Origin of the sequence: Enterobacter mori, assembly GCF_025244905.1 — a bacterium.
Lineage (GTDB): Bacteria > Pseudomonadota > Gammaproteobacteria > Enterobacterales > Enterobacteriaceae > Enterobacter > Enterobacter mori_A.
The window spans coordinates 3,436,263-3,460,709 of sequence record NZ_CP104285.1 but is presented as its reverse complement, the minus strand read 5'-3'; the positions used below and the strand labels follow the sequence as shown (position 1 = coordinate 3,460,709).

The 24,447-nt window shown below is 57.6% G+C and carries 22 protein-coding genes; 15 read left to right on the top strand and 7 right to left on the bottom strand.

Annotation, left to right across the window (positions count from 1 at the left end; translation table 11 throughout):
* Positions 1-54: 54 nt before the first annotated feature.
* Complete coding sequence (locus tag N2K86_RS16260) at positions 55-477, bottom strand: DoxX family protein (RefSeq protein WP_032653045.1); 423 nt, start codon at positions 475-477, stop codon at positions 55-57.
* 172 nt (positions 478-649) lie between these two features.
* On the opposite strand from N2K86_RS16260, the gene N2K86_RS16255 reads away from it, so the two are divergent.
* Complete coding sequence (locus N2K86_RS16255; protein ID WP_260659293.1) at positions 650-1,789, top strand: 3-phenylpropionate MFS transporter; 1,140 nt, start codon at positions 650-652, stop codon at positions 1,787-1,789.
* Here the strand turns inward: N2K86_RS16255 and csiE are convergent, their stop codons facing one another.
* Positions 1,790-3,067, bottom strand: a complete 1,278-nt coding sequence (gene csiE / locus N2K86_RS16250) for a stationary phase inducible protein CsiE (RefSeq protein ID WP_260659292.1) — start codon at positions 3,065-3,067, stop codon at positions 1,790-1,792. It lies immediately after the preceding gene.
* A 125-nt stretch (positions 3,068-3,192) separates the two neighbouring features.
* Between csiE and N2K86_RS16245 the strand changes: the two genes are divergently transcribed.
* Both N2K86_RS16245 and N2K86_RS16240 read left to right on the top strand, forming a co-directional pair.
* Positions 3,193-3,831, top strand: coding sequence for a DUF1007 family protein (locus N2K86_RS16245; protein WP_260659291.1), 639 nt, complete (start codon positions 3,193-3,195; stop codon positions 3,829-3,831).
* Positions 3,822-4,802 (top strand): nickel/cobalt transporter, encoded by a 981-nt coding sequence (locus tag N2K86_RS16240; protein WP_260659290.1) that lies wholly within the window; start codon positions 3,822-3,824, stop codon positions 4,800-4,802. The genes N2K86_RS16245 and N2K86_RS16240 overlap by 10 nt, the downstream gene beginning before the upstream one ends.
* Before the next feature lie 61 nt (positions 4,803-4,863).
* Here the strand turns inward: N2K86_RS16240 and suhB are convergent, their stop codons facing one another.
* Positions 4,864-5,667 carry an inositol-1-monophosphatase gene (gene suhB / locus N2K86_RS16235; protein ID WP_010434013.1) on the bottom strand — a complete coding sequence of 268 codons (804 nt, stop codon included), beginning with the start codon at positions 5,665-5,667 and terminating at the stop codon, positions 4,864-4,866.
* Between the two features lie 131 nt (positions 5,668-5,798).
* Between suhB and trmJ the strand changes: the two genes are divergently transcribed.
* The 11 genes from trmJ to sseB all read left to right on the top strand — a co-directional run bounded on the left by trmJ (position 5,799) and on the right by sseB (position 14,559).
* Positions 5,799-6,527, top strand: a complete 729-nt coding sequence (gene trmJ / locus N2K86_RS16230) for a tRNA (cytosine(32)/uridine(32)-2'-O)-methyltransferase TrmJ (RefSeq protein ID WP_010434012.1) — start codon at positions 5,799-5,801, stop codon at positions 6,525-6,527.
* A 232-nt stretch (positions 6,528-6,759) separates the two neighbouring features.
* On the top strand, positions 6,760-7,251 hold the full coding sequence (gene iscR / locus N2K86_RS16225) for a Fe-S cluster assembly transcriptional regulator IscR (RefSeq protein ID WP_089597799.1): 492 nt from the start codon (positions 6,760-6,762) through the stop codon (positions 7,249-7,251).
* A 117-nt stretch (positions 7,252-7,368) separates the two neighbouring features.
* On the top strand, positions 7,369-8,583 hold the full coding sequence (iscS, locus tag N2K86_RS16220) for a cysteine desulfurase (RefSeq protein WP_020883022.1): 1,215 nt from the start codon (positions 7,369-7,371) through the stop codon (positions 8,581-8,583).
* 24 nt (positions 8,584-8,607) lie between these two features.
* On the top strand, positions 8,608-8,994 hold the full coding sequence (gene iscU, locus N2K86_RS16215) for a Fe-S cluster assembly scaffold IscU (protein ID WP_003860661.1): 387 nt from the start codon (positions 8,608-8,610) through the stop codon (positions 8,992-8,994).
* A 13-nt stretch (positions 8,995-9,007) separates the two neighbouring features.
* Positions 9,008-9,331, top strand: coding sequence for an iron-sulfur cluster assembly protein IscA (iscA, locus tag N2K86_RS16210; RefSeq protein WP_003860659.1), 324 nt, complete (start codon positions 9,008-9,010; stop codon positions 9,329-9,331).
* A gap of 80 nt (positions 9,332-9,411) precedes the next feature.
* A complete protein-coding gene (gene hscB, locus N2K86_RS16205; RefSeq protein WP_260659289.1) occupies positions 9,412-9,927 on the top strand; it encodes a co-chaperone HscB in 516 nt (171 codons plus the stop codon).
* Positions 9,928-9,941: 14 nt separating this feature from the next.
* Entirely contained in the window at positions 9,942-11,792 is a 1,851-nt protein-coding gene (gene hscA / locus N2K86_RS16200) for a Fe-S protein assembly chaperone HscA (RefSeq protein WP_260659288.1), read from the top strand.
* Between the two features lies 1 nt (position 11,793).
* Positions 11,794-12,129: an ISC system 2Fe-2S type ferredoxin gene (gene fdx / locus N2K86_RS16195; protein WP_003860652.1), complete on the top strand. Its 336-nt coding sequence runs from the start codon at positions 11,794-11,796 to the stop codon at positions 12,127-12,129.
* Between the two features lies 1 nt (position 12,130).
* Positions 12,131-12,331 carry a Fe-S cluster assembly protein IscX gene (gene iscX / locus N2K86_RS16190; protein ID WP_003860650.1) on the top strand — a complete coding sequence of 67 codons (201 nt, stop codon included), beginning with the start codon at positions 12,131-12,133 and terminating at the stop codon, positions 12,329-12,331.
* Positions 12,332-12,384: 53 nt separating this feature from the next.
* Positions 12,385-13,671, top strand: coding sequence for an aminopeptidase PepB (gene pepB, locus N2K86_RS16185; RefSeq protein WP_260659287.1), 1,287 nt, complete (start codon positions 12,385-12,387; stop codon positions 13,669-13,671).
* Between the two features lie 111 nt (positions 13,672-13,782).
* Entirely contained in the window at positions 13,783-14,559 is a 777-nt protein-coding gene (sseB, locus tag N2K86_RS16180; RefSeq protein ID WP_109081522.1) for an enhanced serine sensitivity protein SseB, read from the top strand.
* 17 nt (positions 14,560-14,576) lie between these two features.
* On the opposite strand, the gene N2K86_RS16175 is transcribed toward sseB, so the two are convergent.
* From N2K86_RS16175 to N2K86_RS16160, 4 genes are all read right to left on the bottom strand, one after another.
* Positions 14,577-15,347, bottom strand: coding sequence for a MurR/RpiR family transcriptional regulator (locus N2K86_RS16175; RefSeq protein ID WP_260659286.1), 771 nt, complete (start codon positions 15,345-15,347; stop codon positions 14,577-14,579).
* Entirely contained in the window at positions 15,347-16,192 is an 846-nt protein-coding gene (gene sseA, locus N2K86_RS16170; RefSeq protein ID WP_260659285.1) for a 3-mercaptopyruvate sulfurtransferase, read from the bottom strand. The genes N2K86_RS16175 and sseA overlap by 1 nt, the downstream gene beginning before the upstream one ends.
* 90 nt (positions 16,193-16,282) lie before the next feature.
* Positions 16,283-17,650 carry a 6-phospho-alpha-glucosidase gene (locus tag N2K86_RS16165; RefSeq protein WP_260659284.1) on the bottom strand — a complete coding sequence of 456 codons (1,368 nt, stop codon included), beginning with the start codon at positions 17,648-17,650 and terminating at the stop codon, positions 16,283-16,285.
* A 12-nt stretch (positions 17,651-17,662) separates the two neighbouring features.
* Positions 17,663-19,207 (bottom strand): PTS transporter subunit EIIC, encoded by a 1,545-nt coding sequence (locus N2K86_RS16160; protein ID WP_260659283.1) that lies wholly within the window; start codon positions 19,205-19,207, stop codon positions 17,663-17,665.
* A gap of 287 nt (positions 19,208-19,494) precedes the next feature.
* Here N2K86_RS16160 and N2K86_RS16155 point away from each other — a divergent pair, with 287 nt between their 5' ends.
* Positions 19,495-24,447, top strand: coding sequence for an alpha-2-macroglobulin family protein (locus tag N2K86_RS16155; protein ID WP_260659282.1), 4,953 nt, complete (start codon positions 19,495-19,497; stop codon positions 24,445-24,447).

Here is a 24,447-nt window from a genome sequence, read left to right as displayed (position 1 = left end):
TCCACTGCTTTGCAGAAATAAAAAAGGCCGCGTTTGCGGCCTTTTTTTTATGGGCTAACGTCGGTCAAGAGATATGGCACCCGGCCCCACAATCGCCAGCAAAATAAACGCGCCAGCAATACTCACATTCTTATAGAAGTTAATCATGTTCGGCACAACCGCATCACCGGTCATATCCCAGTAATGGTGGCCTATCACCGCCGTTCCCAGCGTATAAAAGACAAAGAGCACCGCGATGGGGCGGGTGAAAAAGCCCAGCACGATCAGAATTGCCGCGGGAACCTCCATCACCACCGCAATAATCGCGGCCAGCATGGGCATGGGGGCGCCGAGGGACGTCATATACTGAACGGTGCCGCTAAACCCCGTGAGTTTGGGATAACCAAAAATAATAAACAGGACAACGATAGCAATACGGGCAATCAAAAGCAGGAAAGAACGTGAGGAGCCGAAATCGAAATAACGTAAGCTGTTCATGGCAAACGACCTCTTCAGGCGATGTTCTTTAAACGTAATACAATTTTGCCGCTCTCGCCATACGCCGACCGGCTGTCCATGATGTTAATTTATCGTTAATTTATAGCGCGCTAACGACTTGCTAAAGTGCAGGATAAACGCCAGACTATCGCCTCCATTTCGGGAGGGATTCATGGTCTTGCATTCCACGCGCTGGCTGGCGCTCAGCTACTTCACCTACTTCTTTAGCTACGGTATTTTTCTGCCTTTCTGGAGCGTCTGGCTCAAGGGAATTGGTCTCACGCCTGAGACCATCGGCGTTCTGCTTGGCGCAGGACTGGTGGCGCGTTTCCTTGGCAGTCTGCTGATTGCGCCGCGCGTCAGCGATCCCTCCTTACTGATCAAGGCCGTGCGCATACTTGCGCTGCTCACTCTGGTCTTTGTTGCCTGCTTCTGGGTGAGCCAGCAGTTTGCCTGGCTGATGGTGGTGATGGTTGGCTTCAACCTGTTCTTCTCACCGCTGGTGCCGCTGACGGATGCCCTGGCGAACACCTGGCAAAAGCAGATCACCATGGACTATGGCCGCGTGCGTCTGTGGGGATCGATTGCGTTCGTGATCGGCTCGGCGCTGGTGGGTAAGCTGGTCAGCCTGTACGACTATCACGCCATCCTTGCGTTACTGAGCGTGGGTATTGCCTCCATGCTGCTGGGGATGCTGCTGCGTCCGTCGGTAATGCCGCAGGGTGAAAGCCGTCACCAGGAGAGCGCAGGCTGGCCAGCCTGGCGGAGCCTGGTGGCACAAAGCTGGCGTTTTCTGGCATGCGTCTGTCTGCTTCAGGGGGCGCATGCGGCGTACTATGGGTTCAGCGCCATCTACTGGCAGGGGGCGGGCTACTCTGCTTCTGCGGTAGGCTACCTGTGGTCGCTCGGCGTAGTGGCGGAAGTGATCATCTTTGCGCTCAGTAAAAAGCTGTTCCGTCGCTTCGGCGCGCGAGACCTCCTGCTGCTCTCTGCCGTGTGCGGCGTGGCACGATGGGGAATTATGGGTTGGACGACCGAACTGCCGTGGCTGATTGTGGCGCAGATTCTGCACTGCGGTACCTTTACCGTGTGCCACCTGGCGGCGATGCGCTACATCTCTGCGCGTGAGGGTGGGGATGTGATTCGGCTGCAGGCGGTCTACTCTGCGGTGGCAATGGGCGGCAGTATAGCCGTGATGACGGTCTTTGCAGGCTTCCTGTATCAGCACCTGGGGCACGGCGTATTCTGGGTGATGGCGCTCGTTGCGCTACCCGCAATGATCGTTCGCCCCAACGTGACGGCACGCGCGTAACTAGGATTCCAGCATCGCGCGAATATGTTCTTGCTGCTGCGCGTTCAATGTCTCAACGGCATGGATCAGCGGCGGCGAGAACAACGGCAGGGCGGTTGGGTAAGGGGTGATCACCAGCGCCGCTTCACGGGGAGCACCTTCTTTCTGAAACGCGTGCAGGGTCAGATAACGAATATTGAGCGGCAACAGCGTCAGCTCGCGCAGCTGCTGCTCAATCAACGCTTCACATGCTTTATCTTCCCCGGTCAGCAGTACAACTTGTTTTTCATGCAGGTCGGTCTCCTGCATCAGCCAGGCACCAAAAATCACCGCCACCAGGCTCATCTCTTCATCGGAAAAACGCAGCTCGAACTCCGCTTCCAGCTCAAACAGCGCCTCTTTGGTGGTGCGTAGCAGCCGGGGATAGAGACGATGGATCTCTTCCGGCAGGCTGTTATCGATGCCGATTTCAAACAGTGAGCGATCTAACGCCTGAGCAAGATGGATATAAAGCTGATCGGTCAGCCCCTGTTCATCGCTAAAATTCATCCCGGTTTGGGCCCGAAAGCGCGCGATCATCCGCACTATGGTACGACGCAGGCGTTGATCCTGCTGATGTCTGTCCAGAACCGGATCGGGGGTGCGCAGCATCATAAACAGCAGCGCGAGGAACAGCTGTTCATCGCTGTGCGTTCCCTGCGGAACGCGCCGTTTCCAGTGGCGCACGATTTCCTGCGCCGTGAAATATTCCCCTCTCGATTGCGTCCAGCTGCGCTGAACGTGGGAAAACTGTGGCGTATTGCCCAGATGATGCTGGATAAGACAGTATTGCAAAAACAGCTGTAAAAACTGTACGTCGCGGCAGTCAAACGGACGCTGAAGCTTTCGCGAACAGAAGTTGATCAATGCTCGCAGGTTGGTGTCGTCATAGAGTGGTCGGGCGATGCCCTGCTGTTTAAGTGCGGTTTTAAGCGCGGGAGTAAACTGGTGCGAGACGAACTGCGGGCAAAGCCGGAGCGCCCTGCGCAGCCAGTGCAGCAGGCATAAACGCTGATTCAGGACAGAACCTTCAATTCGGTAGCAGCCGTCGAGGTGCGTGACAATATCAAGCCGATGATAGCGCTGGATTTCATCGCGCGTCTCGGCTATATCTTGCCGTGCCATTGCGTCGTCCACGCCATTGGCAGCGATTATGCTCTGTGCGGTGACGGCAGCATCGGGCAGGTAAAGCATTAAAAGCACCTGGCAGCGGCGCTGCGAACTGGAAAGCACAGATGGAATTTCAAGCGTCGTCATCATCTGTCGGGTATCCAGTGTGAATGTTTGATAAGAATAGCTAAAGGATGGATGCTGAAAAGCGCACCGGCAGGCCTTTCACTCAGGATTGCTGGGGAACATCACAGAATTTTTGACGTGAGGAATTGATGCAAATAGTTAAACAAAGCGCGGTGGCGTTATTTTTGGCGGTTATCACCTTTACCGCCAGCGCACATCCTCACAGTTTTATCAGTCTGAAAACCGAGCTTGTGACGGACGGCACGCAGCTTAGCGGCCTGAAAATGCGCTGGACGATGGATGAAATCACCTCGGCGGATCTGCTCTATGATGCGGGAAACGCAAAGCCCGGCGATGAGATCTGGAAAAAGCTGGCGGCAGAAGTGATGGCCAACGTGCTCGGTCAGCACTACTTCACCGAGTTCTGGCATAACGGGCAGAAGGTAAAATTCCTTAACCGTCCCACGGAGTATGGTATGACGCGCGACGGTCACCAGGCGGTGCTGACGTTTATCCTCCCGCTGGCGCACCCCCAGCCGCTGGCGGGGCAGAAATACACCTTTTCCACCTTTGACCCAACTTACTATGTTGATATGAGCTATGCCGAGGACAGCGACGTAACGTTACCGGCTGCCCTGCAAAAAACCTGCAAGCTTACCGTCCACACGCCAAAGCCCAGCGAAGAGACGCTGAACTTTGCGGTCTCTCTCGACAAAGAAGATGCGCCACCGGAGGACATGGAGTTGGGTAAACAGTTTGCGCAGGAGGTGACGTTACAATGTCAGTGATCTCCTCTTCGCACCAAAAACCGCGTCGCTGGCTTCATCTCTGGCCGCTGGCGCTCTTTCTCCTGCTCGCCGTTTGCGGTTCGCTCTGGCTGTGGCAGGCCTGGCCGCAGGTGATGATGAAAAGCATTATCTGGCAGCGTGAAGTCAATCAACAGATGAGCGGGCTGCTGAAGGCGGTAGCGGAGAACCCGACCAAAGCGGGCGGTTCCCTGCTGGCGTTCAGCTTTATCTATGGCGTTCTGCACGCGCTGGGGCCGGGGCACGGCAAAATCGTCATTACCACCTGGCTTGCTACCCATCCGTCGAAGTTGAGATCGAGCATTGGCCTGACGCTGGCCTCCTCGCTGCTGCAGGGCGGCGTGGCGATTGCGCTCGTCGTGATAGTCCTTTCACTCTTACAGCTGCCTGCCCGTCAGCTACACATGAGCAGCTTCTGGCTGGAAAAAGGGAGCTATGCGCTGGTAGGCGTGCTGGGGCTAATCCTCTGCTGGCGGGCGCTCAAAAAGCTGCGCGTGCTGCTGCAAAAGCCGAAATTTAAGACCTTTACGCCGCACCACGTTCATGATGAAAACTGCGGATGCGGGCATCAGCATCTGCCCACGCAGGAACAATTACAGAACGGCGACGACTGGCGCGCGCGGCTGATGATTGTGCTTTCGATGGGTATGCGTCCGTGCTCGGGGGCGATCATGGTGCTGCTGTTCAGTAAGGTAATCGGCGTGTTTGGCTGGGGAATGCTGTCCGCGCTGGCGATGGCGGCAGGAACGTCTCTCACCATTTCGTCTTTAGCGCTGCTGGTACACAGCTTCCGTCAGCTGGCGGTGAAACTCAGCGGCAACAAAACGCCGGTGCTGTGGCGACAGGTAGGGTGGACTACGCTCGCGCTGGCGGGCGGGGTGATTCTGCTGGTGGCAGCGGTAACGATGTGGATGAGCGCGGTGCCGGTGGGGCGGGGATTAAGGCCTTTTTAGCCGTACCTGAGGGAATTTGTAGGCCCGGTAAGCGTAGCGCCACCGGGCATAACACGCTGGATTAGCGTTTCAGCGCATCGCTCAGTTCTTCACGCATGTTTGCCAGCATGGCTTTAACAACGCGTGGGTTACCTGCAACGATGTTGCCGGTGGTCATGTAGTTGTGGCCGCCGGTGAAGTCGCAAACGATCGCGCCTGCTTCACGTGCAATCAGCTCGCCCGCAGCAAAGTCCCACGGCTTCAGTGACAGTTCGAAGTAACCGTCAACGCGACCGGTCGCAACGTAGGCCAGATCCAGCGCAGCAGAACCGGTGCGACGGAAATCTGCGCATTCGGTGAACAGTTTGCCCAGGATATTCATATAGGTAGTTGCGTGCTGTTTCGCCTTGAACGGGAAACCGGTCGCCAGGATGGTGCCGTCCAGATCGCGTGCGTTGCTGCAGCGCAGACGGTAGCCGTTCAGCTGAGCGCCCTGACCGCGGGTAGCGGTGAACAGTTCGTTACGCATTGGATCGTAGACAACGGCGACTTCAGTACGGCCTTTAATGCGTACAGCGATAGACACAGAGAAGTGTGGCAGGCGTTTGACAAAGTTGGTGGTGCCATCCAGTGGATCGATAACCCATTGAACATCCTGATCGGTACCTTCATGTTCACCGCTTTCTTCGGTGATGATGGTGTGCTGTGGGTAAGATTTGCGGATTGTTTCGATAATAATCGCTTCTGCGGCTTTATCGACGTTAGTCACGAAATCATTGCTGCCTTTCTGGCTGGTTTCTACGGAGTCTGGGGTTTCGTAGTGTTTGGCAATTACATTACCCGCCTTGCGCGCTGCGCGCACGGCGATGGTCAGCATCGGATGCATCGGTCTCTCTCACTGGATGTTAAAGAACAGGAAAATCGGCGCAGAGTATAGCAGCGGGATCGGATTATGTCTCCCGTTTATGATAATATGCCCGAATATTCTTCAGACACAGAATCCAGACATCTAAAATTATGCTGCAAAACATTCGAATCGTGCTGGTCGAAACATCGCACACCGGCAACATGGGCTCCGTTGCCCGCGCTATGAAAACCATGGGCTTAACGAACCTGTGGCTGGTTAACCCGCTGGTGAAACCAGACTCGCAGGCCATCGCCCTGGCGGCCGGTGCCAGCGACGTGATCGGCAACGCCCAGATCGTCGATACCCTTGATGAAGCCCTGGCCGGTTGCAGCCTCGTTGTCGGCACAAGCGCGCGCTCCCGCACGTTGCCGTGGCCGATGCTGGACCCGCGCGAATGCGGCCTGAAAAGTGTCTCAGAAGCGGAACAGGCACCGGTTGCGCTGGTGTTCGGGCGCGAGCGCGTTGGCCTGACCAACGATGAGCTGCAGAAGTGCCACTATCACGTCGCCATCGCGGCGAACCCGGAATACAGCTCGCTGAACCTGGCGATGGCGGTGCAGGTGATTGCCTATGAAGTGCGTATGGCGTGGCTGGCGACGCAGGAGAAAGAGCGTACCGAACCTCAGGAAGAGAGCGCCTATCCGCTGGTGGACGACCTTGAGCGCTTCTACGGTCACCTGGAGCAGACGCTGCTCTCAACCGGCTTTATCCGCGAAGGTCACCCGGGACAGGTGATGAATAAGCTGCGCCGTATGTTTACCCGTGCGCGCCCGGAAAGCCAGGAGCTGAACATCCTGCGCGGGATCCTGGCGTCGATTGAGCAGAAGAATAAAGAGTAGTGTCGTCTGTTCGCCGGGTGGCGCTTCGCTTACCCGGCCTACAAAACCGTAGGTCGGGTAAGCGAAGCGCCACCCGACAATAAACGGCACAGAAGGTTAAATACCTGACTAAAACAGTCAAGTAAATAGTTGACCATTTTAGTCAGGAATGTCAGACTTGGCCCTGCTATGCAATACCCCCATTTTACAATAAAAAACCCCGGGCAGGGGCGAGTTTGAGGTTAAGTAAGACATGAGACTGACATCTAAAGGGCGTTATGCCGTGACCGCGATGCTGGACGTTGCGCTCAACTCCGAAGCGGGCCCGGTTCCGTTGGCTGATATTTCTGAACGACAGGGGATCTCCCTCTCTTATCTGGAACAGCTGTTCTCCAGACTGCGTAAAAATGGACTGGTTTCCAGCGTTCGTGGCCCAGGCGGCGGCTATCTGCTGGGTAAAGACGCGGGCAGTATTGCAGTTGGCGAAGTGATCAGCGCCGTTGACGAATCCGTTGACGCGACCCGTTGCCAGGGTAAAGGCGGCTGCCAGGGCGGCGATAAGTGCCTGACCCACGCGCTGTGGCGCGATCTGAGCGACCGTCTGACCGGCTTCCTGAACAATATCACCCTGGGTGAACTGGTGAATAACCAGGAAGTTCTGGACGTGTCGGGTCGTCAGCAAAGCCATGAATCACAACGCAGCACCCGCGCGCAGGACGCTATCGACGTCAAACTGCGCGCGTAATAAAAAGATAAGTATTTCAGAATCAGGCCGGGGCGGTCACGCCCCGTGTACTCGGTCGTACATCCAGCCGGTTGCCTGATTCCTTGCATTGAAGCGATGTACGGAGTTTAAAGAGCAATGAAATTACCGATTTATCTCGACTACTCCGCAACCACGCCGGTGGACCCGCGTGTTGCCGAGAAAATGATGCAGTGTCTGACCCTGGACGGAAACTTTGGTAACCCAGCTTCCCGTTCACACCGTTTTGGCTGGCATGCTGAAGAGGCGGTTGATATCGCCCGTAATCAGATTGCTGACCTGGTCGGTGCCGACCCGCGTGAAATTGTTTTCACCTCCGGTGCGACCGAATCCGACAACCTGGCGATCAAAGGTGCAGCCAACTTTTATCAGAAAAAAGGCAAGCACATCATCACCAGCAAAACCGAACACAAAGCCGTGCTGGACACCTGCCGTCAGCTGGAGCGTGAAGGGTTCGACGTGACTTACCTGGCGCCGCAGAGCAACGGGATCATCGACCTGAAAGAGCTCGAAGCGGCGATGCGTGATGACACCATTCTGGTCTCCATCATGCACGTTAACAACGAAATCGGCGTTGTTCAGGACATCGCGACCATCGGCGAAATGTGCCGTGCGCGCGGCATCATCTACCACGTTGATGCGACCCAGAGCGTGGGCAAACTGCCTATCGACCTGAGCCAGCTGAAAGTGGACCTGATGTCCTTCTCCGGCCACAAAATCTATGGCCCGAAAGGGATCGGCGCGCTGTACGTTCGTCGTAAGCCACGTATTCGCATCGAAGCACAGATGCACGGCGGCGGTCACGAGCGCGGCATGCGTTCCGGTACGCTGCCTGTTCACCAGATCGTGGGCATGGGCGAAGCGTACCGCATTGCGAAAGAAGAGATGGAAACCGAGATGGCGCGCCTGCGCACGCTGCGTAACCGTCTGTGGGACGGCGTGAAAGATATGGAAGAAGTGTATCTGAACGGCGATCTCGAGCAGGGCGCACCAAATATCCTCAACGTCAGCTTCAACTATGTTGAAGGCGAATCGCTGATCATGGCGCTGAAAGACCTGGCCGTTTCTTCCGGTTCTGCCTGTACGTCTGCAAGCCTGGAGCCATCCTACGTGCTGCGCGCGCTGGGTATGACCGACGAGCTGGCACATAGCTCTATCCGTTTCTCTTTAGGTCGTTTCACTACCGAAGAAGAGATTGACTACACCATCAAGCTGGTTCGCAACTCCATCGGCCGTCTGCGCGACCTTTCTCCGCTGTGGGAAATGTTCAAGCAGGGCGTGGATCTGAACAGCATTGAATGGTCACATCACTAATCGGTACATAAGGAGAATTCAATCATGGCATACAGCGAAAAAGTCATCGATCATTACGAGAACCCGCGCAACGTTGGCTCATTTGACAACAGCGACGAATCTGTCGGTAGCGGCATGGTTGGCGCACCGGCGTGTGGCGACGTGATGAAGTTGCAGATTAAAGTCAACAATGAAGGTATCATTGAAGACGCGCGCTTCAAGACCTACGGCTGCGGTTCTGCTATCGCGTCCAGCTCCCTGGTCACCGAGTGGGTGAAGGGCAAGTCTCTGGACGAAGCACAGGCAATCAAGAACACGGATATTGCTGAAGAACTCGAACTGCCACCGGTGAAAATTCACTGCTCAATTCTGGCAGAAGACGCGATCAAAGCCGCCATTGCGGATTACAAAAGCAAACGTGAAGCAAAATAATTGAGGTTTGAGTATGTCGATTACCCTTAGCGACAGCGCTGCCGCGCGAGTAAGCTCTTTTCTGGCGAACCGTGGTAAAGGCTTTGGCCTGCGACTGGGCGTACGTACCTCCGGCTGTTCTGGTATGGCTTACGTACTGGAGTTTGTTGATGAACCGGCGTCTGACGACACCGTGTTTGAAGACAAGGGCGTGAAGGTGGTGGTCGATGGCAAAAGCCTGCAATTCCTCAACGGCACTCAGCTGGACTTCGTCAAAGAAGGCCTGAACGAAGGGTTCAAATTCACGAACCCGAACGTCAAAGACGAGTGTGGTTGCGGCGAAAGCTTCCACGTTTAACCGCGCGTCATCCGAAACCCCACCGTGGCGTTACCCGCTACGCGTGGGGTTTGTTCTAACAGGCTACCCCTGAGATTGTTATGGATTACTTCACTCTCTTCGGACTACCCGCTCAATACCCGATCGATCTTCAGGCGCTGACGATCCGTTTTCAGGATCTGCAGCGGCAGTACCATCCGGATAAATTCGCCAGTGGTACTCAGGCAGAGCAACTGGCTGCGGTGTCGCAATCCGCGACTATCAACCAGGCCTGGCAGACGCTGCGCCATCCGCTGAGCCGTGCCGAGTACCTGCTTTCACTGCACGGTTTCGACCTGGCGAGTGAACAGCATACCGTGCGCGACACCGCGTTTCTGATGGAACAGCTGGAGCTTCGCGAAGAGCTGGATGAGATTGAACAGGCCAAAGACGAAGCGCGTCTGGAAAGTTTTATCACGCGCGTGAAGGGCATGTTCGATACCCGCCATCAGCAGATGGTGGAGCAACTGAACAACGAGACCTGGGACGTGGCGGCAGACACTGTGCGCAAACTCCGTTTTCTCGATAAACTGCGAAGCAGTGCTGAACAACTCGAAGAAAAGCTGCTCGATTTTTAATTTCGGAAGCAATTATGGCCTTATTACAAATTAGTGAGCCTGGCTTAAGTGCCGCACCGCACCAGCGTCGTCTGGCGGTGGGTATTGATCTGGGCACCACCAATTCCCTCGTGGCGACCGTGCGCAGCGGCCAGGCGGAAACGCTGGCCGACGAGCAGGGCCGCCATCTGCTGCCTTCCGTGGTCCACTACCAGCAGCAGGGTCACGCGGTCGGCTATGACGCTCGCGCCAACGCCGCGCGCGATCCGGCCAACACCATCAGCTCCGTCAAGCGCATGATGGGCCGCTCGCTGACCGATATTCAGACCCGCTACCCGCATCTGCCGTATCAGCTCCAGGCCAGTGAAAACGGCCTGCCGATGATCGCGACCGCGGCCGGTTTGCTGAACCCGATTCGTGTTTCCTCCGACATCCTCAAAGCGCTGGCTGAGCGCGCTACGGCAACGCTCGGCGGCGATTTAGACGGCGTGGTGATCACCGTTCCGGCCTATTTTGACGATGCACAGCGTCAGGGCACCAAAGACGCCGCGCGTCTGGCTGGCCTGCACGTGCTGCGTCTGCTGAATGAACCCACTGCGGCGGCCATTGCCTACGGTCTTGATTCCGGTCAGGAAGGGGTGATAGCGGTTTACGATCTCGGCGGCGGCACCTTTGATATCTCTATCCTGCGCCTGAGCCGCGGGGTGTTTGAAGTGCTGGCGACCGGCGGGGATTCCGCGCTCGGCGGCGATGACTTCGACCATCTGCTGGCAGATTACATTCGCGAGCAGGCGGGCATCAGCGATCGCAGCGATGCGCGCGTACAGCGCGAACTGCTGGATGCTGCCATCGACGCCAAAATCGCCCTGAGCGATGCGCAGACGGTTACCGTCAATGTTGCGGGCTGGCAGGGTGATATCACCCGCGACCAGTTCAACGATCTGATTGCCCCGCTGGTGAAACGCACCCTGCTGGCCTGCCGTCGCGCATTGAAAGACGCGGGCGTTGAGGCGAACGAGGTGCTGGAAGTGGTCATGGTGGGCGGTTCGACCCGCGTGCCGCTGGTGCGCGAGCGCGTGGGCGAGTTCTTTGACCGCACGCCGCTGACCTCCATCGACCCGGATAAAGTGGTTGCCGTGGGCGCCGCAATCCAGGCCGACATTCTGGTCGGGAACAAGCCGGACAGTGAAATGCTGCTGCTGGACGTGATCCCGCTGTCGCTGGGTTTAGAAACCATGGGCGGCCTGGTGGAGAAAGTGATCCCGCGTAACACCACCATTCCGGTGGCGCGTGCGCAGGAGTTCACCACCTTCAAAGACGGCCAGACCGCGATGTCCATCCACGTGATGCAAGGCGAACGCGAACTGGTGCAGGACTGCCGCTCTCTGGCGCGCTTTGCGCTGCGCGGTATCCCGGCGCTGCCGGCGGGCGGGGCGCATATTCGCGTCACCTTCCAGGTGGATGCGGACGGCCTGCTGAGCGTCACGGCGATGGAAAAATCCACCGGCGTGGAGTCGTCTATCCAGGTGAAGCCGTCCTACGGTCTGACCGATGGCGAAATCGCCTCCATGATTCAGGACTCAATGAGCTACGCCGAGCAGGATGTGAAGGCGCGTATGCTGGCTGAACAGAAAGTTGAAGCCGCACGCGTGCTGGAGAGCCTGCACGGCGCGCTCGCTGCCGATGCCGCGCTGTTAAGCGCCGCTGAGCGCCAGGTGATTGACGACGCTGCCGCGCATTTAAGCGCTGTTGCAGAAGGCAATGACGCTGACGCAATAGAAGAAGCCATTAAAAACGTTGATAAACAAACCCAGGACTTTGCTGCTCGCCGCATGGACAAATCTGTCCGCGTCGCGCTGAAAGGCCAGTCCGTGGACGAGGTTTAATATGCCAAAGATTGTAATTTTGCCTCATGCGGACCTCTGTCCGGATGGCGCTGTTCTGGAAGCGAAGACCGGTGAAACCATTCTCGATGTTGCCCTGCGTGCAGGTATCGAAGTGGAACACGCCTGTGAAAAATCCTGTGCCTGCACCACCTGCCACTGCATCGTGCGTGAAGGTTTCGACTCTCTCGCCGAGAGCACCGAAGACGAAGACGACATGCTGGATAAAGCATGGGGTCTGGAGCCAGACAGCCGCCTGAGCTGCCAGGCCGCGGTGACCGATGAAGATCTGGTCGTGGAATTCCCACGCTACACCATCAACCACGCACGCGAGCATTGATATGGGACTGAAGTGGACAGACAGCCGTGAAATCGGCGAAGCGCTCTACGACGCGAACCCGGATCTCGATCCGAAGACCGTACGATTCACCGATATGCATCAGTGGATTTGCGATTTAGAGGATTTCGACGACGATCCAAACGCATCCAATGAAAAAATTCTGGAGGCGATTCTGTTAGTCTGGTTAGATGAAGCAGAGTAAATCACTTAACGGGCTGCCTTCAGGCGGCCCGTTTGCTAATAAGGATAAATAAAATGACCGAAGCGATGAAGATTACGCTCTCTACGCAGTCAGCCGATGCGCGCTGGGGCGAAAAAGCCACCTGGAGTATCAACAACGACGGTATTACCCTGCACCTGACGGGCAACGATGATTTGGGCCTGATCCAGCGCGCAGCCCGTAAAATTGACGGCCTGGGCATTAAACATGTCACTCTGGAAGGCGAAGGCTGGGACACCGACCGCAGCTGGGCGTTCTGGGCAGGCTACAAAGGCCCGAAAGGCACCCGCAAAATAGAGTGGGCGAACCTCGACGAAGCCGGTCAGAAAGAGCTGGAAAGCCGCCTGAAAATTATCGACTGGGTGCGCGACACCATCAACGCCCCGGCGGAAGAGTTAGGTCCTGAGCAGCTGGCGCAGCGCGCCGTTGACCTGCTGTGCGGCGTGGCGGGCGATAAAATGTCCTACCGCATCACCAAAGGTGAAGACCTGCGCGAGCAGAACTACATGGGCATCCACACCGTGGGCCGTGGTTCTGAGCGTCCTCCGGTCCTGCTGGCGCTGGATTACAACCCAACCGGCGATAAAGAAGCGCCGGTCTTTGCCTGCCTGGTGGGTAAAGGCATCACCTTTGACACCGGCGGCTACAGCCTGAAGCAGAGCGCGTTCATGGACTCCATGAAGTCTGACATGGGCGGCGCGGCAACTATCACCGGCGCGCTGGCATTCGCCATCACCCGCGGTCTGAACAAGCGCGTGAAGCTGTACCTGTGCTGCGCGGACAATATGGTCAGCGGTAACGCCTTCAAGCTGGGCGATATCATTCGCTACCGCAACGGCAAAAACGTCGAAGTGATGAATACCGACGCCGAAGGCCGTCTGGTGCTGGCCGATGGCCTGATCGACGCCTCTGCGCAGAAGCCAGAGTTGATTATCGACATGGCGACCCTGACCGGCGCGGCGAAGACCGCGCTGGGTAACGACTACCATGCGCTGTTCAGCTTCGACGACAAGCTGGCCGCTCGCCTGCTGGCAAGCGCCGCTGCGGAAAACGAGCCGTTCTGGCGTCTGCCGCTGGCCGAGTTCCACCGCAGCCAGCTGCCGTCTAACTTTGCCGAGCTGAACAACACCGCGAGCGCGGCGTACCCGGCGGGTGCAAGCACCGCAGCAGGCTTCCTGTCTCACTTCGTTGAGAACTACCATGAAGGCTGGCTGCACATCGACTGCTCCGCAACATACCGTAAAGCAGCGGTTGAGCAGTGGTCCGCGGGTGCGACCGGCCTGGGCGTGCGTACCGTGGCGAACCTGCTGACGGCTGAGTAAGGCTCTTTGCCCTCACCCTAACCCTCTCCCACGGGGAGAGGGGATGGTTTGCTCCCTCTCCCTTGAGGGAGAGGGCTGGGGTGAGGGGGAAATTCGACATCTGGGATTGTTATGTCCGAAACCAAAAACGAATTAGAAACCCTGCTGGAGCAGGCGGCGACCGAGCCCGCCCACCGTCCGGCTTTTTTCCGCACGCTGCTGGAATCCACCGTCTGGGTGCCGGGCACCGCGGCGGAAGGTGAACAGGTTGTCGAAGACAGCGCGCTGGATCTGCTGCACTGGGAGAAAGACGACGGCACGTCGGTGATCCCGTTCTTCACCTCGCTGGAAGCGCTGCAAAAAGCGGTAGAAGACGAACAGGCGTTCGTGGTAATGCCGGTGCGTACCCTGTTTGAAATGACGCTGGGCCAGACGCTGTTCCTCAACGCGAAGCTGCCGACCGGAAAAGAGTTCACGCCGCGTGAAATCAGCCACCTGATGGGCGAAGAGGGAAATCCGCTCAGCACCCAGGAGGTGCTGGAAGGGGGCGAAACGCTGCTGCTGTCTGAAGTGGCCGAGCCGCCCGCGCAGATGATCGATTCCCTGACCACGCTGTTCAAAACGCTCAAGCCCGTCAGGCGTGCGTTTCTCTGCTCCATTAAAGAGCGCGCGGACGAGCATCCGGTACTGCTGATTGGCATTGAGGCGGATGGCGATATCGAGGATATCATTCAGGCGGCGGGAAGCGTGGCGACCGACACGCTACCGGGCGATGAGCCGATTGATATCTGCCAGGTGAAAAACGGTGAGAAGGGCATCAGCCACTTTATTACCGAGCACATCACGCCGTTCTACGAGCGTCGCTGGGGCGGTTTCCTGCGCGATCTCAAAACCAACCGCATCATCTGATGACAGCGGGGTGAATATCACCCCGTTGCTTCCAGCAGCAGTAAATCCATCAGCAGCACCAGATTCGACTCAAACGACGTCACGCCTGCGGCTTCGGCGGCGAAGTGTACCGCTTCGTCATAGAGGGCAAAGTGCACGTCCGCCATCCCCGCCAGCGTGTTGGCCGAGGCGCGGGTAAAGGCAACTATCGTCATGCCGACGTTTTTGGCAATCCGCGCTTTATCCAGCACCTGTTCCGTTTCGCCGCTGCGCGAGACGGCAATAAAAACCTGATAGCGTGCGGCATTGCTGAGAAAAATATTCCGACTGTCTCCCGGCCCGGAGATAAACGCCGTTTTGCCCAGCACCTGCAGCTTCTTGGTCAGGTACTCCGCAAACAGGTAAGAAAAACCGGCACCGTAGAGAAAGAAGCTCTCTTTCTGCCGCAGCAGCCCGGCAAATTGCTGGCGCTTCTCCTGCGTGACCCACTGGAAGGTGTGCTGATAGTTGGCGATAAATTGATTAAACAGCGCCGGGAGTTCAGGAAGGGATTGCCCCTGAGCGGCAATATGCGGCGTGTCGGAGAGCAGCTGCTTGCAGTGCCAGATAAACTCGCTAAAGCCGCTGAACCCCAGCTTCTGACACAGCCGCATGATGGTGGCGGTCGAAACAAACGTCGCCTGCGCCAGCTCGCGCACCGTGATGTTGCCCACCAGCAGCGGATGCTCCGTGAGGTGGGCGAGGACGCGATACTCCGCGCGAGTCAGCGATGCCCCGCGCGTTAACAACGTGGCCAGGCGGTTATCCATTATTTCGCAGGTTCGACAGGCAGATCGTCTCGTGCACCCCATTCGCTCCAGGCGCCGTCGTAAAGCGTGACGTCGTTCGCGCCGAGCGTGGCGAGCGCAAGGATCACTACGCAGGCCGTGACGCCGGAGCCGCAGCTGGCAATAATCGGACGATGTAAATCCACACCTGCACGCTCAAAAATGGCGCGCAGCTCGTCGGTGGTTTTCAGCTCGCCCTCAAACACCAGATCGCCCCACGGCACGTTCAGCGCCCCCGGAATATGTCCGCGCTTCAGCCCCGGACGCGGTTCATCCGCTTCGGCATTGAAGCGCGGAGCAGGACGGGCATCGACGATTTGCGCCGTTTTTTCATGGCTCACGACCAGCACGTCGGTCAGGCGTTTCACCACGTGCGCGTCGAACGTGGCATCGAATTCGCCTTCCGGCAGCGTCACGTCGCCCTGCTGAAGCGGCAGCTCGTCGCGCTTCCAGCCCGCCAGCCCGCCGGCAAGAATCGAGACTTTTTCCACGCCGAACTGTTTCAGCATCCACCACGCACGCGGCGCGGAGAAGAGGTTACCTTCATCATAGACAACGAGATGCTTATCTTTGCTGATGCCCAGCTCGCGCATCGCCACGGAAAACGCTTCCGGGCGCGGCAGCATGTGCGGCAGGGGAGAAGTGTGATCGGAGAGGGCTTCGATATCAAAAAATACCGCGCCAGGCAGGTGCTCTGCGCGGTATTCAGCGGGAACGTCACGATGCTCCTGGCCCGGAGGGGCCATGCGCGCATCGATAATCTGAACTTCCGGATCGTCGCCGTGCTCAATCAGCCAGTCGGCAGCGACAAAATATGAGGTGGACATGGGTTGCCTCCATTCTTTTCCGTAAAAAAGGATTGTCGGTGTTTTTTCTGACACCGACAAGCAAACCACGTTCAACTCGCGAGCAACCCCTTATTTTTTCACCGCTTCGCCGTCTTGCCAGGCTTTTTGCAGCGCAGGCCAGTAGTCGCGGTTGGCCTCGATCATCTCATCCAGAATCGCTTTCGCGTGCGCCATGGTCGGCACGGTGCGGTTCAGGGTAAACGCCTGAAGGGCTTTCTCATAGCTGCCTTCGATAGTTGCCTCTACCAGCAGCTGTTCAGACGCGAGCTGCTGTTGCAGGAGCGTCTGATGGAACAGCGGCACCTGACCGATGCGGACAGGCTCCGGCCCTTCGGAAGTGATATAAGCGGGCACTTCTACCACGGCATCGTAAGGCAGGTTGGCGATCGCGCCGCGGTTTTCTACCATCACCAGATGACGCTGGCGCAGGTTGAACGCCAGCGAACAGGCTACATCGACGATAAACTCGCCGTGGACGCCCACGTGGAAGGCATCCGGCAGGATCCCGGTGCGCTTGTATTCTTCGGCTGCGGCGAACAGCTTTTTCTCGCGCCCGTCCATCACTTCATTGGCGCGGGTATAGTCCGGGTTCTGATGCTCTACAATCTGGTTCGGCATCAGGTAATACTGCAGATACGGGTTCGGCAGATACTCCGGGAAGTTGTCCATGATCGGCTTAATGTTGCGCCAGGTTTTCACCCACGACGGATCCGAGTGCTGCGGGTCGGTTTTGGCGGCATCTTCCGTCAGCAGGCCAAACTTCGCGATATGCTTACGCAGCTCGGGCAGCTTATCTTCGCCGTCCACCAGCACGTGGGTAAACCAGCCGAAGTGGTTCAGGCCGAAGTAGTCCACTTCCAGCTTGTGGCGATCGACACCCAGAATCGCCCCCATATTGCGCATCGCGGCCACCGGCATATCGCAGATGTTCAGCACCCGCGCATTTGGCCGCAGGCGGCGCACGCCCTCCGCGACGATCGCCGCCGGGTTGGAGTAGTTCACGATCCAGGCTTTTTCATGCGCGTAGCGACCGACCAGATCGATAAGCTCCACCATCGGCAGGATCGTACGCAGTCCGTAGGCCAGGCCGCCCGGTCCGCAGGTCTCCTGACCGACCACACCGTGGCGCAGCGGGATCTTCTCATCCTGCTCGCGCATTTTATACTGGCCGACGCGCATCTGGGCGAAGATGAAATGCGCGCCGCTGAAGGCCACCTCCGGATCGCTGGTGACGGTAAATTTAATGCTCTGGCTGTGGTCGCGAATGACTTTCTCTACAACAGGCGCAATAGTGTTCTGCCGTGCCTCGTCGATATCATAGAGGCGGATTTCGGCCAGCGGGAAATCCTGCAGGCGCACCATCAGGCTTTTCACAATGCCCGGCGTGTAGGTGCTACCGCCGCCGGCAATCGACAGGATAAATGGGGGTGTAAACATCTTTAGCTCCTTTCAGAGAAACGTCTCAACGGCTTCTCGCATTTTTTTGACATGCAGCCCGTAGACCACCTGAACGTTGTTACCTTGTTTGATAATCCCTTTCGCGCCGGTCGCCTTCAGCCGCGGCTCGTCGATGATGGCGACGTCCTTCACCGTGACGCGTAAGCGGGTGTAGCAGTTGTCCACCACTTCAATGTTTTCCCGGCCGCCCAGGCCCACCACGATGGACTCGCCCAGCCCGTCGTTATTGCCTTTGGCCTGGTACTCCTGCTTGCTGTAAAGGCGCGTCTCTTTATCGTCATCCTCACGGCCCGGCGTTTTCATGTTGAAGCGCAGGATCAGGAAGCGGAACACCACGAAGTAGAGGGCGAACATGATCAGCCCGACCAGGAGGTACATCGGCCAGTTGGACTTCTCCGTGCCGAGCGGCAGGTTGTAGAGGATGAAATCGATAATCCCGTTGGCGCCGATGGCGTGAACGCCCAGCAGTGAGAAGAGCATCATGCCGATGCCGGTCAGCACCGCGTGCACCACGAAGAGCAGCGGGGCGACGAACAGGAAGGAGAACTCAATCGGCTCGGTCACGCCCACCAGCAGCGAAGTCAGCGCCGCCGGGATCAAAATGGCTTTCGCAATGGCTTTACGCTCCGGCTTCGCGGTTATGTACATCGCCAGCGCAGCGGCAGGCAGACCGAACATTTTGCTGATACCGCGCGCATCCCACACCACGGTGCTGCTGAGCTGCTTCACGTCCGGGCAGGCCATTTCGGCGAAGTAAATATTACGCGCGCCCTGATAGGTTGCGCCGCACACCTCCTGCGTGCCCCCGAGTTCGGTGTAGAGGAACGGGGTATAAACCAGATGGTGCAGGCCGGTTGGCACCAGGATGCGTTCAAGGAAACCGTAGATGGCCACGCCAAACGGCCCGGAGCCTTTAATAGCCAGCGCCATGGCGCTAATGCCGTGCTGGGCAAAGGGCCATAATTCACTCATCACCACGCCGAGCAGCATGGAGACGGGGAGCATGACGATAGCGACAAAACAGTGGCCGGAGTAAATCGCCATCGCGCCGTTAAACTGTACGCCGGAGTATTTGTTGTACAGATACCCGGAGAGCGCGCCGGTCAGAATCCCGGCGAAAACGCCCATCTCCAGCACCTGCACGCCCAGCACCATGCTTTGCCCGGCGGCCTTCATCTGGTCGGCAGGCGCAAGCGCGCCCTGTAGCTGCAGCGTGACGTTCATGGCGTTGATGAACACCACAAAGGTGACCAGCCCAATCAGCGCGGCATAGCCTTTATCGCGCGTTGCCAGACCAATCGGGATACCGACGGCAAACACCAGCGCCAGGTTAACCAGCACCGATACGGCAGATTTCGCGATGAGCTGGCCGATATTCTGAATCAGAGGATGGCCAAGAAACGGCAGGTACTCGGCAAGATTGCCGTTACCCAGCACGTTCCCAAAGGCGATAAAGAGACCGACAATCGGTAAGATAAGTACCGGTCCGTACAATGATTTTCCGAAATTTTGCAGGGCGTTCACGGCTCGTTTCATGGCTATCTCTCTTATTGAACCGCGCACTCGGGGTGCGTCATGGTCATAAAACTAGCAGTCTTCAGGCACGCTTATCCAGCTATCTTATTGTTTTAAAAACAAATGACGTGAAAGGTAACATGTGACGTTTAGTGCTGTGATCGCGGTTCCATCACGGCGTATCGGCGTGATGCCATTCTGCGAGGCGCTTTCCAGATTCTAAAATTGGACTTTTTGAATTAATCAAACTTGCGGATAATACTTATCCGGACGACGACCAACAGGCCCCCTCAGGCCAGGGACAAAGGATGAAACCGTTTCGCTTAGCCGCGCTCTCTCTTGCGCTGCTTACCACGTTTACGCTTGTCGGCTGTGATAACAGCGACGATAAATCTCAGGCTGCGGCTCCCGCGGCATCCACCGCATCAACACCGAAAGCCGCGGAAAAGCCCAATGCTGAAACGCTGGCTAAGCTTGCCGCACAGAGTCAGGGAAAAGCGCTGACGTTGCTGGATACCTCTGAAGTTCAGCTCGATGGTGCCGCCACGCTGGTGCTGACCTTTTCTGTTCCGCTGAACCCCGATCAGGATTTCGCGAAAACAGTGCATGTCGTGGATAAGAAAAGCGGCAAGGTTGACGGGGCGTGGGAACTTGCGCCTAATCTGAAAGAGCTTCGACTGCGCCATCTGGAGCCTAACCGCAACCTGGTTGTCACCGTTGAACGCGACCTGCAGGCGCTGAATAAAGCGACCTTTGGTATCGATTATGAAAAAGCCTTAACCACCCGGGATGTCGAACCGACGGTCGGTTTTGCCAGCCGCGGCTCACTGCTGCCGGGTAAAGTGGTGGAAGGCCTGCCGGTGATGGCGCTCAACGTTAACAACGTGGACGTGAACTTCTATCGTGTGAAGCCGGAGTCATTGGCTTCCTTTGTCAGCCAGTGGGAATACCGCAATTCTCTGACCAACTGGGAATCCGATAACCTGCTGAAGATGGCGGAGCTGGTTTACACCGGTCGATTCGACCTTAATCCGGCGCGCAATACGCGCGAAAAATTGCTGTTGCCCCTGAAGGATATTAAACCACTCCAGCAGTCTGGCGTTTATATCGCGGTCATGAACCAGGCCGGGCACTACAACTACAGCAACGCCGCAACGCTCTTTACCTTAAGCGATATTGGACTGTCCGCTCACCGTTATCATAACCGCCTGGACATCTTCACCCAGAGCCTGGAAAACGGTGCGGCGCAGTCCGGCGTGACCGTTACGCTGCTGAATGACAAAGGCCAGACGCTTGCCGAAGCCAACAGCGATGCTGACGGCCATGCGAAGCTTGAAACCGACAAAGAGGCCGCGCTGATACTGGCCAGTAAAGACGGCCAGACCACTCTGCTCGATCTCAAGCTGCCTGCGCTCGACCTGGCGGAGTTCGATATCGCCGGTAGCCCCGGCTACAGCAAGCAGTTCTTCATGTTTGGCCCGCGCGATCTCTATCGTCCGGGTGAAACGGTGATCCTCAACGGTCTCCTGCGCGACAGCGACGGAAAACCACTTCCCGATCAGCCCGTGAAGCTTGACGTGCTGCGTCCGGATGGGCAGGTCGCACGTACGATTGTCGTCAAGCCAGAGAACGGACTCTATCGCTTTAACTATCCGCTGGACAGCGGGGCGCAGACCGGTATGTGGCATATTCGCGCTAACACCGGCGACAACCTGCAGCGGCTGTGGGGCTTCAACGTTGAAGATTTTATGCCGGAGCGTATGGCGCTCAACCTGACCGGGCAAAAAGCCCCGGTATCACAGCAGGATAATGTCGACTTTAACGTGGTGGGGTACTACCTGTACGGTGCGCCAGCTAATGGCAATTCGCTGCAGGGCCAGCTGTACCTGCGTCCGCTGCGTGAGGCGGTGGCTACGCTGCCGGGCTTCCAGTTTGGCGATATCGCCGAGGAAAACCTGAGCCGCAGTCTGGATGAAGTGCAGCTTACGCTCGACGAACAGGGGCGTGGACAGGTCAGCACCGAAAGCCAGTGGAAAGAGGTGCACTCTCCGCTGCAGCTGATCCTGCAGGCCAGCCTGCTGGAGTCGGGCGGTCGTCCGGTGACGCGTCGTGCTGAGCAGGCTATCTGGCCTGCGGCGGAATTGCCGGGGATTCGTCCGCAGTTTGCCAGCAAGGCCGTTTATGACTACCGCACCGACACTACCGTCAACCAACCGATTGTCGACGAGAACGGCAACGCCAGCTTCGACATCGTCTATGCCGATGCCAGCGGAGCGAAAAAAGCGGTTTCCGGATTGCAGGTTCGCCTGATCCGCGAGCGTCGGGACTACTTCTGGAACTGGTCGGAGAGCGAAGGCTGGCAGTCTCAGTTTGATCAGAAAGACCTGGTCGAAGGCGAGCAGGAGCTTAGCCTTAAGGCCGATGAAACCGGTAAAGTCACCTTCCCGGTGGAGTGGGGCTCATACCGTCTGGAAGTGAAAGCGCCTGATGAGATGGTCAGCAGCGTGCGTTTCTGGGCGGGCTACAGCTGGCAGGATAACAGCGACGGCACCGGGGCTGCGCGCCCTGACCGCGTGACGCTGAAGCTGGATAAGCCAGCCTATCAGCCTGGCGATACCATCAATCTGCACATTGCCGCGCCGGCTGCGGGCAAAGGCTATGCGATGATCGAATCCAGCGAAGGGCCGCTGTGGTGGAAAGAGATCGACGTACCGGCAAACGGGCTGGATCTCTCCATTCCGGTAGATAAAGCCTGGAAACGTCACGATCTCTATCTCAGCACGCTGGTGGTGCGTCCTGGCGATAAATCCAAATCCGCCACGCCGAAACGTGCGGTTGGACTTCTGCATCTGCCGATGGGCGACGAAAATCGCCGTCTGAATATTGCGCTGGATAATCCGCAAAAAATGCGTCCGAACCAGACGCTCTCTGTGAAGGTAAAAGCCAGCGTGAAAGAGGGGGCCGTGCCGCAGAAAGTGAACGTCCTGGTCTCGGCGGTGGACAGCGGCGTGCTGAACATTACCGACTACGTTACGCCGGATCCGTGGCAGGCTTTCTTCGGCCAGAAGCGCTACGGCGCGGATATCTACGATATCTACGGCCAGGTCATTGAAGGGCAGGGACGTATGGCCGCGCTGCGCTTCGGTGGTGATGGAGATGAACTCAAGCGCGGCGGCAAACCGCCGGTGAACCACGTCACCATTATTGCCCAACAGGCACAGCCGGTCACGCTGGATGCCAACGGGGAGGGCACTGTTACGCTGCCGATTGGGGACTTTAACGGTGAGCTGCGTCTAATGGCGCAAGCCTGGACGGAAGATGATTTCGGCAGCAGTGAAAGTAAGGTGGTTGTCGCCGCGCCGATTATTACCGAGCTTAATACCCCACGCTTCCTGGCAAGCGGAGACACTTCGCGGCTGACGCTGGACCTCACCAACCTGACCGACCGGCCGCAAACGCTGAACGTGGCCTTAACCACAACGGGTAAAGTGTCGCTGGAAGGCTCACAGCCGCAGCCGGTTCAACTGCCTCCGGGGGTGCGCAGTACGATCTTTATTCCGGTGCGTGCGCTGGAGGGCTATGGTGACGGTGAAGTGACGGCTCAGGTAACCGGTCTGCAGCTTCCGGGTGAGACTTTCGCACCGCAGCAGAAGAGCTCGAAAATCGGCGTGCGTCCTGCATTCCCGGCACAGACGGTAAACACTGGCGCGATGTTGAACCCGGGAGAGTCCTGGACCGCACCGGCGCAGCATCTCAACGGTTTTTCTCCTGCCACCCTGCAGGGGCAACTGCTGCTGAGCGGCAAACCGCCATTGAATCTGGCGCGCTACATTCGTGAACTGCAGGCTTACCCGTACGGATGCCTGGAACAGACCACCAGTGGCCTGTTCCCGTCGCTCTACACCAACGCGGCGCAGCTTTCGGCGCTTGGCATTAAAGGTGATACGGACGACAAGCGCCGTGCAGCGATTGATATTGGTATCTCCCGTCTGCTGCAGATGCAGCGTGAAGACGGTGGTTTCGCCCTGTGGGATAAAAATGGTCCGGAAGAGTACTGGCTGACCGCGTATGTCACCGATTTTCTGGTGCGTGCAGGCGAGCAGGGTTACAGCGTTCCTGCCGATGCGGTGAACAACGCTAATAACCGACTCCTGCGCTATCTGCAGGATCCGGGCATGATGTCCATCCGCTACAGTGACGATACTCAGGCCAGCAAGTTCGCCGTGCAGGCTTATGCTTCGTTGGTACTGGCGCGTCAGCAAAAAGCACCGCTCGGCGCGCTGCGCGAAATCTGGGATCGCCACGGTCAGGCAGCATCCGGTCTGCCATTGATGCAGCTGGGCATGGCGCTCAAACTGATGGGCGATGCTCCACGCAGCCAGCAGGCGCTGGATCTGGCGCTCAAAACACCGCGCAACGACAGCAAAAACTGGATGGCCGATTACGGCAGCCAGCTTCGCGATAACGCGCTGATGCTCTCTCTTCTTGAAGAGTACAAGCTGCTGCCGGATGCGCAGAATACGCTGCTGAATGCTCTGTCTGAAGAGGCCTTCAGCCAGCGCTGGCTATCAACGCAGGAGAGCAATGCGCTGTTCCTGGCAGGACGTTCGCTGCAAACCTTGTCGGGGTCGTGGCAGGCAACGACCAGTCTTTCAGAACAAGCGCTGAGCAGCGATAAATCGCAGATCCAAAACGTTAACGGCGACCAGCTTGGCGCACTGCAGGTCACCAATACCGGGACAACGCCGCTGTGGGTACGCCTCGACAGCACCGGTTATCCGGAATATGCCCCTCAGCCAACGTCTAACGTGCTGCAGGTTGAACGCCATATTCTGGCAACGGATGGCAGCACGAAGTCACTCTCTTCACTGAAGAGCGGTGAACTGGTGCTGGTATGGCTGGAAGTCAAAGCCAGCCAGAACGTGCCGGATGCGCTGGTGGTGGATCTTCTCCCGGCAGGTCTGGAGCTGGAAAACCAGAACCTGGCGAACAGCAGCGCCAGCCTGCAGGACAGCGGCAGCGAAGTGCAGAATCTCCTCAGCCAGATGCAGCAGGCGGATATTCAGCATATGGAATTCCGCGATGACCGCTTTGTGGCTGCCGTGCCGGTAAACGAAGGTCAGCCGGTCACGCTGGTCTATCTGGCGCGCGCCGTGACGCCGGGAACCTACCAGGTGCCGGTGCCGATGGTGGAGTCAATGTACGTTCCGCAGTGGCGGGCAACGGGTGCGGCCAGTGGCCCGCTGATTGTTGTTCCGTAA

Coding starts and splice junctions, on each gene's coding strand:
- N2K86_RS16260 (WP_032653045.1), bottom strand. CDS start 477: ATGAACAGCTTACGTTATTTCGATTTCGGCTCCTCACGTTCTTTCCTG.
- N2K86_RS16255 (WP_260659293.1), top strand. CDS start 650: ATGGTCTTGCATTCCACGCGCTGGCTGGCGCTCAGCTACTTCACCTAC.
- csiE (WP_260659292.1), bottom strand. CDS start 3,067: ATGATGACGACGCTTGAAATTCCATCTGTGCTTTCCAGTTCGCAGCGC.
- N2K86_RS16245 (WP_260659291.1), top strand. CDS start 3,193: ATGCAAATAGTTAAACAAAGCGCGGTGGCGTTATTTTTGGCGGTTATC.
- N2K86_RS16240 (WP_260659290.1), top strand. CDS start 3,822: ATGTCAGTGATCTCCTCTTCGCACCAAAAACCGCGTCGCTGGCTTCAT.
- suhB (WP_010434013.1), bottom strand. CDS start 5,667: ATGCATCCGATGCTGACCATCGCCGTGCGCGCAGCGCGCAAGGCGGGT.
- trmJ (WP_010434012.1), top strand. CDS start 5,799: ATGCTGCAAAACATTCGAATCGTGCTGGTCGAAACATCGCACACCGGC.
- iscR (WP_089597799.1), top strand. CDS start 6,760: ATGAGACTGACATCTAAAGGGCGTTATGCCGTGACCGCGATGCTGGAC.
- iscS (WP_020883022.1), top strand. CDS start 7,369: ATGAAATTACCGATTTATCTCGACTACTCCGCAACCACGCCGGTGGAC.
- iscU (WP_003860661.1), top strand. CDS start 8,608: ATGGCATACAGCGAAAAAGTCATCGATCATTACGAGAACCCGCGCAAC.
- iscA (WP_003860659.1), top strand. CDS start 9,008: ATGTCGATTACCCTTAGCGACAGCGCTGCCGCGCGAGTAAGCTCTTTT.
- hscB (WP_260659289.1), top strand. CDS start 9,412: ATGGATTACTTCACTCTCTTCGGACTACCCGCTCAATACCCGATCGAT.
- hscA (WP_260659288.1), top strand. CDS start 9,942: ATGGCCTTATTACAAATTAGTGAGCCTGGCTTAAGTGCCGCACCGCAC.
- fdx (WP_003860652.1), top strand. CDS start 11,794: ATGCCAAAGATTGTAATTTTGCCTCATGCGGACCTCTGTCCGGATGGC.
- iscX (WP_003860650.1), top strand. CDS start 12,131: ATGGGACTGAAGTGGACAGACAGCCGTGAAATCGGCGAAGCGCTCTAC.
- pepB (WP_260659287.1), top strand. CDS start 12,385: ATGACCGAAGCGATGAAGATTACGCTCTCTACGCAGTCAGCCGATGCG.
- sseB (WP_109081522.1), top strand. CDS start 13,783: ATGTCCGAAACCAAAAACGAATTAGAAACCCTGCTGGAGCAGGCGGCG.
- N2K86_RS16175 (WP_260659286.1), bottom strand. CDS start 15,347: ATGGATAACCGCCTGGCCACGTTGTTAACGCGCGGGGCATCGCTGACT.
- sseA (WP_260659285.1), bottom strand. CDS start 16,192: ATGTCCACCTCATATTTTGTCGCTGCCGACTGGCTGATTGAGCACGGC.
- N2K86_RS16165 (WP_260659284.1), bottom strand. CDS start 17,650: ATGTTTACACCCCCATTTATCCTGTCGATTGCCGGCGGCGGTAGCACC.
- N2K86_RS16160 (WP_260659283.1), bottom strand. CDS start 19,207: ATGAAACGAGCCGTGAACGCCCTGCAAAATTTCGGAAAATCATTGTAC.
- N2K86_RS16155 (WP_260659282.1), top strand. CDS start 19,495: ATGAAACCGTTTCGCTTAGCCGCGCTCTCTCTTGCGCTGCTTACCACG.